Origin of the sequence: Denitratisoma sp., from assembly GCA_032027165.1 — a bacterium.
Taxonomy (GTDB): domain Bacteria; phylum Pseudomonadota; class Gammaproteobacteria; order Burkholderiales; family Rhodocyclaceae; genus Desulfobacillus.
Window position 1 is genome coordinate 774,181 of the sequence record JAVSMO010000001.1, and the last position, 14,142, is coordinate 788,322.

Consider the following 14,142-nt stretch of genomic DNA (forward strand, 5'->3'; position numbering starts at 1 on the left):
AAGGCATGCTGCGCGCCCTGGACGCCCAGTTCCAGTCGCGCCACATCATCCCCGACGACGCCCAGCAGGCCGCCGCCGAGCGCCTGCAGCGCCTCTACGACGAACTCGTCGCCTTCAAGCACAAGCGCCGCACCAAACTGCGCAAACTCGTCATCAACCCGCCGATTCCGCGCGGCGTGTACCTCTGGGGCGGCGTCGGGCGCGGCAAGAGCCTGCTGATGGACTGCTTCTTCGACACCGTGCCCTACCAGCGCAAGCGGCGCGTGCACTTCCACGCCTTCATGCGCGAGGTGCACGAGCGCCTGCGCGCGCTGAAGAACGAGGCGGACCCGCTGCTCAAGGTCGCCGAGCGCATTGCCCGCGAGACGCGGCTGATGTGCTTCGACGAGTTCCACGTCTCCGACATCGCCGACGCCATGATCCTCGGCCGCCTGATGGAGGCCCTCTTCGAGCGCGGCGTGGTGTTCTGCCTGACCTCGAACTACCCGCCCGACGGGCTCTACCCGAACGGCCTGCAGCGGCACAACTTCCTGCCCACCATCCGGCTGCTGAAGGAGCGGCTCGACGTACTGGAAGTCGACGGCGGCATCGACTACCGCTTGCGCGCGCTGGAAAAAGTCGAGGTCTACCACGTCCCGGCCGACGCCGAAGGGGAAGCGAAGATGGAGGCCGCCTTCCGCGAGATCTCCGGCGGCGAGGGCCACCAGCGGCCGGTGAACATCCTTGAGCGCGAACTGCCGGTCGAGCGCCGCGCCATCGGCGTCATCTGGTTCGACTTCGCCACGCTGTGCATGGGGCCGCGCTCGCAGAACGACTACCTCGAGATCGCCCGCCGCTACCACACCGTCTTCCTCTCCGGCGTGCCGCGCATGACGCGCGAACAGGCCAACGAGGCGCGCCGCTTCACCTGGCTGGTGGACGTCTTCTACGACCATAAGGTCAAGCTCGTCATGACGGCCGAGTGCGAGGCCGCCGAGCTCTACCGCGAAGGTCCGCAGTCCGGCGAGTTCCACCGCACCGTCAGCCGCCTGATCGAAATGCGCACGCGCGAATACCTCGGCGCGCAGCACCGGGCGGAACAGTAGGCTCCCCGCGCCTGCCGCGGCGCCGTGTCACGCAGACTGACTTTCCCGGCGGGGCGGCCCGTTCATCATTGCGTCATCTTGCCGGCCTAGGCTGTGCGCTCGAATGCAGACTAGACGAGGCGGACGATGACGACGATGCTTGCCGAGCGGCCCGCCAAGGCCGCCGCGAAATCCCTGATACACGACCGGCTGGAGCGGTTCTCCCGGCTGTTCGACGCGCATCCCGACGCGGTGGTTGTCCGCCGCGAGGCGCTGGGCGGAAATGTTCTGTGCGCGCTGGAGTTCTGCGAGCAGCGCGACTATCGGCCGCTCGCCTTCTGGCGTGACGACATGGCCGTGGAAGTCGCGATGACGCCTGCCCAGTACGACGAATATCTTTCCGCGATGGCCGAACTGGCCTCGAAACGCGGCGACTGGGAGTATCTGCAGACGATCTACTGGAAGGACATGGAGCGGCCGGAGGGCTGGTGCTGGATGCACGTCCCGGCGTATTCCGCCTAGTTGTTCCGGCGCATCAGTCCTTGACCGGCGCGGCCGGCAGTTCCGCCAGCAGCGACTCCTGGGCGGAAAAGCGTTTCTTGCGCGACTTGCGGCGGCGGTACGCGCCCGCACCGTCCATCTCCCAGGCCTGGCTGTTGTCGGCCAGGTAGGGCATCAGGCCTTCCTTGAGGATGCGGCGCTTGAGCTTGGGCTCCAGCACCGGGAAGCACAGCTCGATGCGGCGGAAGAAGTTGCGTTCCATCCAGTCGGCGCTGGAGAGGTACATCTTCTGCTCGCCGCCGGCGTAGAAGTAGAACACCCGCGTGTGCTCGAGGAAGCGGCCGATGACGGAACGCACGCTGATGTTGTCCGACAGCCCTTCGACGCCCGGCCGCAGGGCGCAGGCGCCGCGGACAATGAGGTCGATCGTGACGCCGGCCTGCGAGGCGTCGTAGAGCGCCTCGATGATCTCCGGTTCGAGCAGCGCGTTCATCTTGGCGATGATGCGCACGCGCTTGCCGGTGCGGGCGTTGGCGGCTTCATTGCGGATGGCGGCCAGCATGGCCTCGTGCAGGGTGAACGGCGCCAGCAGCAGGTGGTTGAGCTTGCTCGCCTTGCCGAGGCCGGTGAGCTGCTTGAAGACCTCGTTCACGTCGGCGCACAGCGCCTCGTTGCAGCTGAGCAGGCCGAAGTCGGTGTACAGCCGGGCGGTGCGCGGGTGGTAGTTGCCGGTGCCGAGGTGCACGTAGCGGCGCAGGGCGCTGCCGCCTTTGCCAAACTCGTCCCCGTCCTCGCGCCGCACCACCATCAGCATCTTGGCGTGGGTCTTGTAGCCGAACACGCCATAGACCACGTGCGCGCCGACCTCCTCAAGGCGCGAGGCCCAGTTGATGTTGGCCTCCTCGTCGAAGCGCGCCATCAGCTCGACCACCACCGTGACCTCCTTGCCCTGGCGCGCGGCGCGCATCAGCAGCTCCATGAGGATGGAGTCGGTGCCGGTGCGATACACGGTCATCTTGATGGCGACCACCGCGGTGTCGTCCACCGCCTGCTCGAGGAACTCGACCACCGGACTGAAGGACTGGAAGGGGTGGTGCAGCAGCACGTCCTGCTTGCGGATGCTGGCAAAGACGTCGTAGTTCTTGGCCAGCACCTTGGGCAGGCCGGGCTGGAAGGGCGGGTATTTCAGGTCGGGGCGGTCGACCAGGTCGGGCACCGTCATCAGGCGCACCAGGTTCACGATGCCCGGCACGCGGTAGAGGTCGTCGTAGCCCAGCGCGAACTGCTGCAACAGGAAGTCGGTCATCACCTCCGAACAGCTGTCGGCGACCTCCAGGCGCACGGCGTCGCCGAAGTGGCGCTGCGGCAGCTCGCCCTGCAGGGCGAGGCGAAGGTTCTTGATCTCCTCCTCGTCCACCCACAGGTCGCTGTTGCGCGTGACGCGGAACTGGTAGCAGCCGAGCACGTTCATGCCGGAGAACAGTTCGCCGACGTTGGCGTGCAGCACCGAGGAGAGGAAGACGAAGCTGCAGGGCGCGCCGGCGACCGCCTCCGGCAGCCGGATCACGCGCGGCAGCACGCGCGGCGCCTGCACGATGGCCGCGCCGGAGCTGCGGCCGAAGGCATCCTTGCCCGCCAGCTCGATGGCGAAGTTCAGGCTCTTGTTCAGCACGCGCGGGAAGGGGTGGGCCGGGTCGAGGCCGATCGGCGTCAGCACCGGCATCACTTCGCGGAAGAAGTAGTCGCGGATCCACGCCGTCTGCGCCTCGTTCCAGGTGGTGCGCTTGAGGAAGCGGATGCCCTGCTTGTCCAGCGCCGGCAGCATGGCGTCGTTGAGCAGGGCGTACTGCTCCTCGACGAGGTCGTGGGCCTGGGCGGCGACGAGGCGGAAGGCCTCGTGCGGGGTGAGGCCGTCGGGGCCGGGGGCGACGGCGCCGAGCTTGATCTGTTCCTTCAGGCCGGCGACGCGGATCTCGAAGAACTCGTCGAGGTTGCTCGAGACGATGCACAGGAAGCGCAGGCGCTCGAGCAGAGGCACGCCGGCATCGGCCGCCTGGCCGAGGACGCGGCGGTTGAAGGCGAGCAGGGAGAGTTCCCGGTTGAGGAAATGCTCGGCGGGGAAGCGCTTGGCGCTTGATGCCTTGTTCATTATTTCCATTGAATCAGGAATTTCTAATATGTTCAAGCCGCAGGATATGACGGGGATGTGACGGCCTTGTGACAGGGGGCAGGGGGTAAAATCCGGCGATGGGATACGAACTCGTCGCCGCCGTCGATCTGGGCTCCAACAGCTTCCGTCTGCAGGTGGGCCGCGTGGTGGACGACCAGATCTACCCGCTCGACTCGCTCAAGGAACCGGTGCGACTGGCGGCCGGCCTGACCGCGCAAAAGATCCTCGACGGCCCCTCTCAGCTGCGCGCCATCGAGGCACTGCGCCGCTTCGGCGAGCGCCTGCGCGGTTTCGATGCCGGCGCCGTGCGGGCGGTGGCGACCAACGCCCTGCGCGTGGCGAAGAACGCCCCGCAGTTCCTCGCCCAGGCCGAGGCGGCGCTCGGTTTCCCCATCGAGATCATCGCCGGTCGCGAGGAGGCGCGCCTGATCTACCTCGGTGTCGCCCATTCCCTGCCCAACCCGCGCACCCAGCAGCTGGTGGTCGATATCGGCGGCGGCTCGACGGAGTTCATCATCGGCCGCAACATCGAGCCGATCGAGCTGGAATCGCTCTACATGGGCTGCGTCGGCTTCAGCCTGCAGTATTTCCCGCGCGGCCGCATCGAGAAGTCCGGCATGAAGGCGGCGGAGCTGGCGGCGCGCAAGGAGCTGCAGGCCATCGTGCGCCAGTACAAGAAGACCGGCTGGGAGGAGGCGGTCGGCTCCAGCGGCACCGCCAAGGCGCTCGCCGACATCCTCGAGATGAACGGCTTATCCCAGGCGGGGGAAGCCGGCATCACGCGCGACGGGCTGGAGCGCCTGCGCGCCCACCTGCTGCATGCCGGCGATCTGGGGAAACTGACTTTGCAGGGCCTGCGGCCGGACCGCATCCCGGTGCTGCCGGGCGGGCTGGCCATCATGCTGGCGGTGTTCAAGGAATTCGGTCTTGAGCGCATGACCTTCTCCGAAGGGGCGTTGCGCCTCGGCGTGCTCTACGACCTGCTTGGCCGCTACCACCATCAGGACCTGCGCAATGCCACGGTGCAGCAGTTCATGCGCCGCTACCAGGTCGACGCCAGCCAGGCGGCACGGGTGGCGGCAACGGCACGCGGCTTCCTGCTGCAGATGCTGCCGGAGGCGGCGGCCGAGGAGCAGCCCGATGTGCAGGTGCTCGACTGGGCGGCCCTGATGCACGAAATCGGCATTTCGGTGGCGCATTCGAGCTACCACAAGCACAGCGCCTACATCCTCGCCAATGCCGACATGCCGGGCTTCTCGAAAATGGACCAGGCGCGCCTGTCGCGCATCGTGCTGGCCCACCGCGGCAAGCTGGAGCGGGTGCAGGAGATCATGCCGGACAGTGCCGACTGGCTGCTGATCTTCAGCCTGCGCCTGGCCGTGCTGCTGCACCGTTCGCGCGACGATGCGCCGCTGCCGGCCATCGGCGTGAAGCGCAACGAGCGGGGCTTCGGCGTCGGCGTCGATCCGCACTGGCTGGCCGCCTCGCCGCTGTCCGCGGCGGCGCTGGAGGAGGAGGGCCGGCAGTGGGCCGGCCTCGGCATGGAACTCAGGATCAAGGCCGGGCGCGGCAAATCCCAAGCTGCGGCATAATGCCGCGTCATGCCGCCAAAAGGCGGACGGGCTCGAACCAACAACAAGGGGGACAGGGTGAGCGGGACAAGCATCGCGCTCGAGACGGATGCCGAAGGCCGGCGCTGCTTGCGCCTGGCGGGCGAATGGCGCCTGATGGCGCTGGCGCCGCGCTATGCCGCCCTGGCCGCGGAGCTGGCTGAGCGGGCGGCGGACCGCAGCCTCGTCTGGGACATCCGCGACATCAGCTCGCTGGATTCCGTCGGCGCCATGATGCTCTGGCGCGCCTGGGGACACCGCTTTCCGGACAACCTGGCCACGCGCGACGACCTGGAGCCGGTCTTCGCGCGCCTCTACGCTTCAAGCAAGCTGAAGGAAACCGGGCCGGAGCCGGAGCTGCCCTGGGAGTGGGTCGTCGCCGTCGGCAGCCTCAGCCTGCGCCTGTGGCGGCACATCGCCGATTTCACCGGCCTGATCGGCCAGCTCATCCTCGACATCGGCAACGTCGCGCGCGCCCCGCGCGAGGGTCCCTGGCGCGAGACCTCGGCCAACCTGTACAAGAGCGGCGTGCGCGCCATGCCGGTCACGGCGCTGGTCGGCTTCCTCATCGGCATCGTGCTGTCCTACCTGTCGGCGCTGCAGTTGAAGAACTTTGGCGCCGACATCTTCATCGTGAACATCCTCGGCATGGGCATCATCCGGGAACTCGGGCCGGTGCTGGTGGCGGTGCTGGTGGCGGGACGCTCCGGCTCGGCCATGACGGCGCAGCTCGGCGTAATGCGCGTCACCGAGGAGATCGACGCGCTGGCGACGATGGGCGTCTCGCGCAGCCTGCGACTGGTCTTCCCGAAGGTCGCCGCGCTGGCGCTGGCGATGCCGCTGCTGGTGCTGTGGACCAGCGCCATCGCCCTCATGGGCGGCATGGTCTCGGCCCAGTTCCAGCTCGACATCTCCTACGGCTTCTTCATCGAGACCCTGCCCAAGGTGGTGCCGGTGGCCAACCTGTACATTGCGCTGGCCAAGGGCGTGACCTTCGGCATCTTCGTTGCGCTGGTGGCCTGCCATTTCGGACTTCGCGTGCGGCCGAACACGGAAAGCCTGTCGTCGAACACCACCGCTTCCGTGGTGAGCTCGATCACCGTCGTGATCCTGGTCGACGCCGTTTTTGCCATCGCCACGCGCAGCATCGGCATGCCGACATGACAGCCTACCCCCCATCCCCCGCCCCGAGGGCGGGGACGACTCCGGTGATCGAAGTCGAGCACCTGTCCACCCGCTTCGGCGAGCACTGGGTGCACCGCGACCTCAACCTCGTCATCGAGAAGGGCGAGGTGATGGCGCTGGTGGGCGGCTCGGGTAGCGGCAAGACCACGCTGCTGCGGCAGATGATCGGCCTGCTGCATCCGACCCAGGGGCAGATCCGCCTCTTCGGGGAGCCGCTGTTCACCGGCGATGCGGTGCAGGAGCGCAATCTGCGCCGCCGCTTCGGCATGCTGTTCCAGTATGGCGCGCTGTATTCCGCCTTTACGGTCTTCCAGAACATCGCCTTCCCGCTGCGCGAGCTGGGGGTCGTCGACGAGGCGCTGATCCACGACCTGGTGATGCTCAAGCTCTCGATGGTCGAGCTGCTGCCGCGCCATGCCTGGCTGATGCCCTCCGAGCTTTCCGGCGGCATGATCAAGCGCGTTGCCCTGGCGCGCGCCCTTTCCCTGGAGCCGGAGCTGCTGCTGCTCGACGAGCCGACCGCCGGCCTCGACCCCGACCGCAGCGAATCCTTTGTGCGCCTGATCAACAGCCTGCACCGGCAACTGGGACTGACGGTGGTGCTGGTGACGCACGATCTCGACACCCTGGCCGGCATGGCCACCCGCGTTGCGGTGTTGGCCGAACAGCGTATACTCGCGCTGGGCACGATCGACGAGATCACGAAGGTCGATCACCCCTTCATAAGAAATTTCTTCTGCTGCGACCGGGCTCAGCGGGCGTTGCAGAGCCGCATCTCCGAGGAACTCGCATAAAATGGAAAGCCGGGCTCACGCGCTTGCCGCCGGAATCTTCACACTGGTGCTCGGTCTGGCCTGCGCCTTCGCCGTCTTCTGGCTGTCGGGCCAGCGGGAGGCCACCAGCGAATACATTCTGGTGACGAAGGGCAGCGTCAGCGGCCTCAACACCCAGGCCCAGGTGCGCTTTCGCGGCATCCGCGCCGGCAAGGTGCAGGATATCGAGCTCGATCCGAAGGATCCGCGCAACATCCTCATCACCATCAGCGTCAACGCCGACCTGCCGGTGACCAAGGGCACGACGGCGCGCCTCAACTACCAGGGCGTCACCGGCCTCGCCTCCGTCCTCCTCGAGGACAAGGGAGAGAACCCCGAGCCGCTGACCGGCACCGACGACGAGCTGCCGCGCATCGCCCTGCAGCCGAACTTCATGGACAGCCTGGGCGAGAACGCTTCCGCCCTGATGGTGCAGATGCGACAGGTGGCCGACCGCACCAACGCCCTGCTGTCCGAGCAGAACGTCAAGCGCATCAGCCAGACGCTGGCCAACGTCGAGACCGCCTCGGCGGGGCTCTCCGGCAGCATGAAGGACCTGCCGCAGGTGATGGCCTCGCTCAAACAGGCGCTCAACGAGGAGAACATGAAGAAGCTGAGCATGACGCTCGCCAACCTGGAGAAGGTCAGCGGCGATGCGGCGCCGCTCGTTGCCAGCATGCAGAGCGTGTCGAAGAAGCTCGATGTCCTGCTGGGCGAGTCGGGCGGCGAGATCTCGCAGACCACGCTGCCGCGCCTGAACGTCCTCCTGCAGGAGCTGTCGGTCAGCTCCCGCCAGATGTCGCGCCTGCTCGATCAGATCGAGGAATCCCCCAACATGCTGATATTCGGCCGTGAGGCGCGCCGCCCCGGGCCCGGCGAAGCGGGCTTTGCCGTGCAATGAGGACACACATGCGAAAAATGCTCCTGCTGCTTTCCGTCGCGCTGCTGGCCGGCTGCGGCGGCGGTGCCAAGTCCGTATCGAATGTCGCCAGCTACGACCTGGGCGCGGTGCAGCCGGCGCCGAACAACCGCATCGTCGCCAGCCTGCGCAGCATCGACGTCTTCGCCGTGTCCTGGCTGGATTCCTCGGCCATGCAGTACCGCCTCCTTTATGCGGCCAACCAGCGGCGGCAGAGCTATGCCGAGAGCCGCTGGGTGGCGCCGCCGGCGGAACTGGTCGGCCATGCCCTGCGCAAGCGCATGCTTTCCGGCGCGGCGAGCGGCGCCTGCCGCCTGCGCGTGGACCTCGACGAGTTCGCCCAGGTCTTCGATTCGGCCAAGGCCAGCCGCGCCGTGCTTGAAGTGCGGGTGCAGCTGGTTGCGCCCACCGGCGGCGAAATCCTGGCGCGGCGCAGCTTCAGCCTGTCGCATCCGGCCGCCAGCGCCGATGCGGGCGGTGGGGCGGCGGCGCTGTCCGGAGCCGTCGAGACGTTGTCCGCCGAACTGCACGACTGGCTCGGCGGGCTTGACCGGTCGGCGGGCTCGGGATTGAATATCGCCCAGCGCTGCCGCAGCTAGATCGCCCTGGGGGGCCGGCAGCCCGACAGACGGAAAGAAATCATGCCGGCGAATCCCTACACCATCGGCCTCGACAAGAACGCGGCCAACTACACGCCGCTGTCGCCGCTCTCGTTCATCGAACGGACGGCGGCGGTCTATCCGCAGCGCACTTCCGCCATCCACGGCATGCGACGCTATGCCTGGGACGAGACCTACGCCCGCTGCCGCCGTCTGGCCGCCGCCCTGGCGGCACGCGGCATCGGCAAGAACGACACCGTCGCCGCGATGCTCTCCAACACGCCGGAAATGCTGGAATGCCATTTCGGCGTGCCGATGGCCGGCGCCGTGCTCAACACCCTGAACACCCGGCTGGATGCCGATGCGATCGCCTTCATGCTCAACCACGGCGAGGCGAAGGCGCTGATCACCGACCGCGAATTCTCGTCGACGATTGCGAAGGCGCTGGCGCAGGCCGGGCGCGACATGCTGGTGATCGACGTGGACGACTCCGAGTATGCCGGGCCGGGCGAGCGCGTCGGCAGCATCGACTACGAGGCATTCCTCGCTGGCGGCGATCCGCAATTCGTCTGGCAGGGGCCGGGCGACGAGTGGGACGCCATTTCGCTCAACTACACCTCCGGCACCACCGGCAACCCGAAAGGCGTCGTCTACCACCATCGCGGCGCCTACCTCAATGCCGTCTCGAACATCGTTTCCTGGGGCATGCCGCCGCACGCGGTGTACCTGTGGACGCTGCCGATGTTCCACTGCAACGGCTGGTGCTTCCCATGGACCATGGCGGCCAATGCCGGCACCAGCGTCTGCCTGCGCCGCGTCGAAGCGAAGGCCATCCTCGACGCCATCCGCGAACACAAGGTGACGCACTATTGCGGTGCGCCAATCGTGCACTCCATGCTGATCAATGCGCCGGCCGAGTGGCGCGAGGGCATTGCGCATAAAGTCAGCGCCCTGGTGGCGGCGGCACCGCCGCCGGCTTCGATGATCGAGGGCATGAACCGGATCGGCTTCGACATCACACACGTCTACGGCCTTACCGAGACCTACGGGCCGGCCTCGGTCTGCGCCAGACACCCCGAATGGGGCGATCTGCCGCTCGAGGAGCAGGTGCGCCTGAACGGCCGCCAGGGCGTGCGCTACCACCTGCAGGAAGGCCTCACGGTGCTGGACCCGGAGACGATGCAGCCGGTGCCGCGCGACGGCGAGGCCATCGGCGAGATCATGTTCCGCGGCAATATCACCATGAAGGGCTACCTGAAGAACCCGCAGGCGACGGAGGAGGCCTTCCGCGGCGGCTGGTACCATTCCGGCGACCTCGCCGTGCTGCATGGCGACGGCTACGTCAAGATCAAGGACCGCTCCAAGGACGTCATCATTTCCGGCGGCGAGAACATCTCCTCGGTGGAGGTGGAGGATGTGCTCTACCGCCATCCCGCGGTGCTGGCGGCGGCGGTGGTGGCCACCCCCGATCCGAAGTGGGGCGAGGTGCCCTGCGCCTTCATCGAGCTGAAGGAGGGCGCGCAGGCGACGGAGGCCGAGTTCATCGATTTCTGCCGCGAACGCATGGCGCGCTTCAAGGTGCCGAAGAAGGTGGTGTTCTGCCCGCTGCCGAAGACGTCCACCGGCAAGATCCAGAAATTCATCCTGCGCGAGAAGGCGAAATCGACGCAGGCCTTCGATTAAGGAGAAGCATATGAGCGCTGTCATGACATCCCCCAACGAGCCCCTTTTGCTGCGCAACGACGACAACGGCGTCACCACGCTCACGCTGAATCGTCCGAGCCAGTTCAATTCCCTTTCCGACGCGCTGATCGACGAATTGCACGCGACGCTGGATGCCATCGCCCAGGACCCGTCGGCGCGCGTCGTCGTGCTGGCGGGGGCCGGCAAGGCTTTCTGTGCCGGCCACGACCTGAAGGAGATGCGCTCGCATCCCGACAAGGCCTACCAGCAGGCGCTGTTCAGGAAATGCGGCCGCATGATGATGAAGCTGGTCGAGCTGCCGCAGCCGGTGATCGCGCGGGTGCACGGCATGGCGGTGGCCGCCGGCTGCCAGCTGGTCGCCATGTGCGACCTGGCGGTGGCGGTCGACACGGTGAAGTTCGCCGTCTCCGGCGTGAACCTCGGCCTGTTCTGCAGCACGCCGGCGGTGCCGCTGTCGCGCAACCTGCCGCGCAAGCAGGCCTTCGAGATGCTGGTGACCGGCGAGTTCATGGACGCGCAGGCGGCGCTCGCGCGCGGCCTGGTGAACCGCGTCGTGCCGGCCGACCAGTTCGACGCCGAGGTGAAGAAGCTGACCGATTCGATCCTCGCCAAGTCGCCGGCGGCGGTGGCGATGGGCAAGCAGGCCTTCTACCGCCAGATGGAGATGGGGCTGGACGGCGCCTACCAGTTGGCCGCCGAGACCATGGCCTGCAACATGATGGCCGAAGATGCCCAGATCGGCATCGACGCCTTCATCGCCAAGCAGCCGATGCCGAAATGGAAGGGCAAGTAGCCGGGCAGGGCGAATCCGGTTATCATGAATTTAGACCTAAAATAACTGCCAGGGGCAGAGGGTGGAGTGGCAGAGGACTGCATTCTCGAGACAAGAAACCTCGTCAAGGAATTCAAGGGTTTCATCGCCGTCAACGACGTCAGCCTGAAGGTCAGGCGCGGGCACATCCACGCACTGATCGGACCGAACGGCGCCGGCAAGACCACCTGCTTCAACCTGCTGACCAAGTTCCTCGAGCCGACGCGCGGCGCGATCAGCTTCAACGGCATCGACATTACCGGCGAGAAGCCGGCGCAGATCGCCCGCCGCGGCATCGTCCGCTCCTTCCAGATTTCCGCCGTCTTCCCGCACCTGACCGTGCTGGAGAACGTGCGCATCGCACTACAGAGGAAACTCGGCACCTCTTTCCATTTCTGGCGCTCCGACAGGAGCCTGAATGGGCTGAACGGCCGTGCCATGGAACTGCTCGCGCAGGTTGGCCTGGAATCCTTCGCCGGCATGGTCACCGTCGAACTGCCCTACGGCCGCAAGCGTGCGCTGGAAATCGCTACCACCCTGGCGCTGGAGCCCGAGTTGATGCTCCTCGACGAGCCGACCCAGGGCATGGGCCACGAGGACGTCGATCTCGTCAAGCAGCTCATCAAGAAGGTCTCGGCCAACCGCACCGTGTTGATGGTGGAGCACAACATGGGCGTGGTGGCCGACATCTCCGACACCATCACCGTGCTGGCGCGCGGCGCCGTGCTGGCGGAAGGCCCCTATGCCGAGGTGTCGAAGAACCCGGCGGTGATCGAAGCCTACATGGGCACGGCGCACTGATGAGCGCGACGGAATATCTTCGCGTCACCGACCTGCATGCCTTCTACGGCGAGTCGCACATCCTCCACGGCATGGATTTCCGCGTGAGCCGCGGCGAGTGCGTGACCCTGCTCGGCCGCAACGGCGCCGGACGCACGACGACGCTGAAAGCCATCCTCGGCCTGACCGGCAAGCGCACCGGCTCGGTGATGCTGAACGGCCGCGATGTGATCGGCTGGCCGAGCCACCGCATTGCCCACTTGGGCGTCGGCTATTGCCCGGAGGAGCGCGGCATCTACGCCAGCCTGTCGGCCGAGGAGAACCTCATGCTGCCGCCCGTGGTAGGCAGCGGCGGCATGCCGGTCGAGGAGATCTACCGCATGTTTCCCAACCTGGAGGAGCGCCGGAAGAGCCAGGGCTCGCGGCTGTCGGGCGGCGAGCAGCAGATGCTAGCCATGGCGCGCATCCTGCGCACGGGGGCCCGACTGCTGCTGCTCGACGAGATTTCGGAGGGACTGGCGCCGGTCATCGTGCAGAAGCTGGGCGAGGTGATCCGCAGCCTCAAGGAGAAGGGCTTCACCATCGTCCTGGTGGAACAGAACTTCCGCTTCGCCGCGCCGCTCGCCGACCGCATGTACATCGTCGAGCACGGGCGCATCGTGGCGGAAATCGATAAGGGCGAGCTGGAAGAGAAGCAGGCGTTGTTGCACGAGTATCTCGGGGTTTAACCAACGAAGAGGAGAGAGAGATGAAAAGCAAATTGATCGGTACTTTGGTCGGCGCCGCAGCGATGTCCATGGCGGCAGGCCAGGCTTTTGCCCAGAAGGCGCCGGCGGTGAAGCTGTCCGGCGACATGGTGAAGATCGGCGTCCTCACCGACATGTCCGGCGTGTATTCGGACCTGGGCGGACAGGGTTCGGTGACGGCCGCGCAGATGGCGGTCGAGGACTTCAAGGCGCAGGCCAAGCCGTCCTGGAAGATCGAGCTGGTCTACGCCGACCACCAGAACAAGGCCGACGTCGGCTCCAACAAGGTGCGCGAGTGGTACGACACGCAGGGCGTCGACATGGTTACCGACGTGCTCAACTCGGCCGTGGCACTGGCCGTCTCCAAGGTGACGCAGGAAAAAAACCGCATCCTCATCGACACGGGCGCAGCGTCTACCCGCCTCACCAACGAGGACTGCTCGCCCAATACGGTGCATTACGTGTATGACACCTATGCCCTGGCCAACGGCCCGGGCAAGGCCGTCACCAAGCAGGGCAAGGACACCTGGTTCTTCCTGACGGCCGACTATGCCTTCGGCCATTCGCTCGAGGCCGACACGACCAACGCGGTCAAGGCTTCCGGCGGCAAGGTGCTCGGCTCGGTGCGCCATCCGCTCAACGCCTCGGACTTCTCCTCCTTCCTGCTGCAGGCGCAATCCTCGAAGGCGAAGGTGGTCGGCCTGGCCAATGCCGGCGGCGACACCATCAACTCGATCAAGGCGGCCAACGAGTTCGGCCTGACCAAGAGCCAGACCATCGTCGGCCTGCTCACCACCATCATCGACATCCACGCGCTCGGCCTGCCGACCACGCAGGGCATGATGTTCACAGAGGGCTTCTACTGGAACCTCAACAACGAGACGCGCGAGTGGAGCCGCCGCTTCTTCGGCAAGCACAAGAAGATGCCGTCGATGCTGCATGCCGGCACCTATTCGGCCGTGATGACCTACCTGAAGGCGGTGCAGGCGACCGGCACCGACGACGCGCCCACGGTGATGAAGAAGATGAAGGCCACGCCGATCAACGACTTCTTCGCCAAGAACGGCAAGATCCGCGAGGACGGCCGCATGGAGCACGACATGTACCTGGTCGAGGTGAAGAAGCCGGCCGAGTCGAAGGAGCCGTGGGACTACTACCACATCAAGGCGGTGATCCCGGCCAACGAGGCTTTCCAGCCGATGTCGCTGTCGCGCTGCCCGCTGGTGAAAAAGTAATCCGAG

The 14,142-nt window shown here is 66.5% G+C and carries 13 protein-coding genes; 12 read left to right on the plus strand and 1 reads right to left on the minus strand.

The window, feature by feature from the left end:
• Positions 1-5 precede the first annotated feature (5 nt).
• Together zapE and ROZ00_03745 are read left to right on the plus strand one after the other, a co-directional pair.
• A complete protein-coding gene (gene zapE / locus ROZ00_03740; protein ID MDT3735322.1) occupies positions 6-1,085 on the plus strand; it encodes a cell division protein ZapE in 1,080 nt (359 codons plus the stop codon).
• Positions 1,086-1,211: 126 nt separating this feature from the next.
• Complete coding sequence (locus ROZ00_03745) at positions 1,212-1,586, plus strand: hypothetical protein (GenBank protein ID MDT3735323.1); 375 nt, start codon at positions 1,212-1,214, stop codon at positions 1,584-1,586.
• A gap of 13 nt (positions 1,587-1,599) precedes the next feature.
• Here the strand turns inward: ROZ00_03745 and ppk1 are convergent, their stop codons facing one another.
• Positions 1,600-3,714 (minus strand): polyphosphate kinase 1, encoded by a 2,115-nt coding sequence (ppk1, locus tag ROZ00_03750; protein ID MDT3735324.1) that lies wholly within the window; start codon positions 3,712-3,714, stop codon positions 1,600-1,602.
• 98 nt (positions 3,715-3,812) lie between these two features.
• Between ppk1 and ppx the strand changes: the two genes are divergently transcribed.
• The 10 genes from ppx (at position 3,813) to ROZ00_03800 (ending at position 14,136) form a co-directional block, all read left to right on the plus strand.
• The gene (gene ppx, locus ROZ00_03755; GenBank protein ID MDT3735325.1) at positions 3,813-5,327 is read left to right on the plus strand and encodes an exopolyphosphatase; all 1,515 of its coding nucleotides are present in this window, start codon (positions 3,813-3,815) and stop codon (positions 5,325-5,327) included.
• A gap of 57 nt (positions 5,328-5,384) precedes the next feature.
• Positions 5,385-6,509, plus strand: a complete 1,125-nt coding sequence (locus tag ROZ00_03760) for an ABC transporter permease (GenBank protein ID MDT3735326.1) — start codon at positions 5,385-5,387, stop codon at positions 6,507-6,509.
• On the plus strand, positions 6,506-7,324 hold the full coding sequence (locus ROZ00_03765; GenBank protein ID MDT3735327.1) for an ATP-binding cassette domain-containing protein: 819 nt from the start codon (positions 6,506-6,508) through the stop codon (positions 7,322-7,324). The genes ROZ00_03760 and ROZ00_03765 overlap by 4 nt, the downstream gene beginning before the upstream one ends.
• A gap of 1 nt (position 7,325) precedes the next feature.
• Positions 7,326-8,243, plus strand: coding sequence for an MlaD family protein (locus tag ROZ00_03770; GenBank protein MDT3735328.1), 918 nt, complete (start codon positions 7,326-7,328; stop codon positions 8,241-8,243).
• Positions 8,244-8,251: 8 nt separating this feature from the next.
• On the plus strand, positions 8,252-8,860 hold the full coding sequence (locus ROZ00_03775) for an ABC-type transport auxiliary lipoprotein family protein (protein MDT3735329.1): 609 nt from the start codon (positions 8,252-8,254) through the stop codon (positions 8,858-8,860).
• A 42-nt stretch (positions 8,861-8,902) separates the two neighbouring features.
• Positions 8,903-10,543, plus strand: coding sequence for an acyl-CoA synthetase (locus ROZ00_03780; protein MDT3735330.1), 1,641 nt, complete (start codon positions 8,903-8,905; stop codon positions 10,541-10,543).
• Between the two features lie 10 nt (positions 10,544-10,553).
• On the plus strand, positions 10,554-11,357 hold the full coding sequence (locus ROZ00_03785; GenBank protein MDT3735331.1) for an enoyl-CoA hydratase: 804 nt from the start codon (positions 10,554-10,556) through the stop codon (positions 11,355-11,357).
• A gap of 66 nt (positions 11,358-11,423) precedes the next feature.
• A complete protein-coding gene (locus ROZ00_03790) occupies positions 11,424-12,176 on the plus strand; it encodes an ABC transporter ATP-binding protein (GenBank protein MDT3735332.1) in 753 nt (250 codons plus the stop codon).
• The gene (locus ROZ00_03795; protein ID MDT3735333.1) at positions 12,176-12,883 is read left to right on the plus strand and encodes an ABC transporter ATP-binding protein; all 708 of its coding nucleotides are present in this window, start codon (positions 12,176-12,178) and stop codon (positions 12,881-12,883) included. Before ROZ00_03790 ends, ROZ00_03795 begins: the two co-directional genes overlap by 1 nt.
• 20 nt (positions 12,884-12,903) lie before the next feature.
• Positions 12,904-14,136 carry an ABC transporter substrate-binding protein gene (locus ROZ00_03800; protein MDT3735334.1) on the plus strand — a complete coding sequence of 411 codons (1,233 nt, stop codon included), beginning with the start codon at positions 12,904-12,906 and terminating at the stop codon, positions 14,134-14,136.
• Positions 14,137-14,142: the final 6 nt, after the last annotated feature.

Excerpts from the sequence above, each read along its gene's own strand:
- ROZ00_03770 (MDT3735328.1), top strand. The coding sequence starts at position 7,326 with ATGGAAAGCCGGGCTCACGCGCTTGCCGCCGGAATCTTCACACTGGTG.
- ROZ00_03780 (MDT3735330.1), top strand. The coding sequence starts at position 8,903 with ATGCCGGCGAATCCCTACACCATCGGCCTCGACAAGAACGCGGCCAAC.
- ROZ00_03795 (MDT3735333.1), top strand. The coding sequence starts at position 12,176 with ATGAGCGCGACGGAATATCTTCGCGTCACCGACCTGCATGCCTTCTAC.
- ppk1 (MDT3735324.1), bottom strand. The coding sequence starts at position 3,714 with ATGAACAAGGCATCAAGCGCCAAGCGCTTCCCCGCCGAGCATTTCCTC.
- ppx (MDT3735325.1), top strand. The coding sequence starts at position 3,813 with ATGGGATACGAACTCGTCGCCGCCGTCGATCTGGGCTCCAACAGCTTC.
- ROZ00_03745 (MDT3735323.1), top strand. The coding sequence starts at position 1,212 with ATGACGACGATGCTTGCCGAGCGGCCCGCCAAGGCCGCCGCGAAATCC.
- ROZ00_03775 (MDT3735329.1), top strand. The coding sequence starts at position 8,252 with ATGCGAAAAATGCTCCTGCTGCTTTCCGTCGCGCTGCTGGCCGGCTGC.
- zapE (MDT3735322.1), top strand. The coding sequence starts at position 6 with ATGCTGCGCGCCCTGGACGCCCAGTTCCAGTCGCGCCACATCATCCCC.
- ROZ00_03765 (MDT3735327.1), top strand. The coding sequence starts at position 6,506 with ATGACAGCCTACCCCCCATCCCCCGCCCCGAGGGCGGGGACGACTCCG.
- ROZ00_03800 (MDT3735334.1), top strand. The coding sequence starts at position 12,904 with ATGAAAAGCAAATTGATCGGTACTTTGGTCGGCGCCGCAGCGATGTCC.
- ROZ00_03785 (MDT3735331.1), top strand. The coding sequence starts at position 10,554 with ATGAGCGCTGTCATGACATCCCCCAACGAGCCCCTTTTGCTGCGCAAC.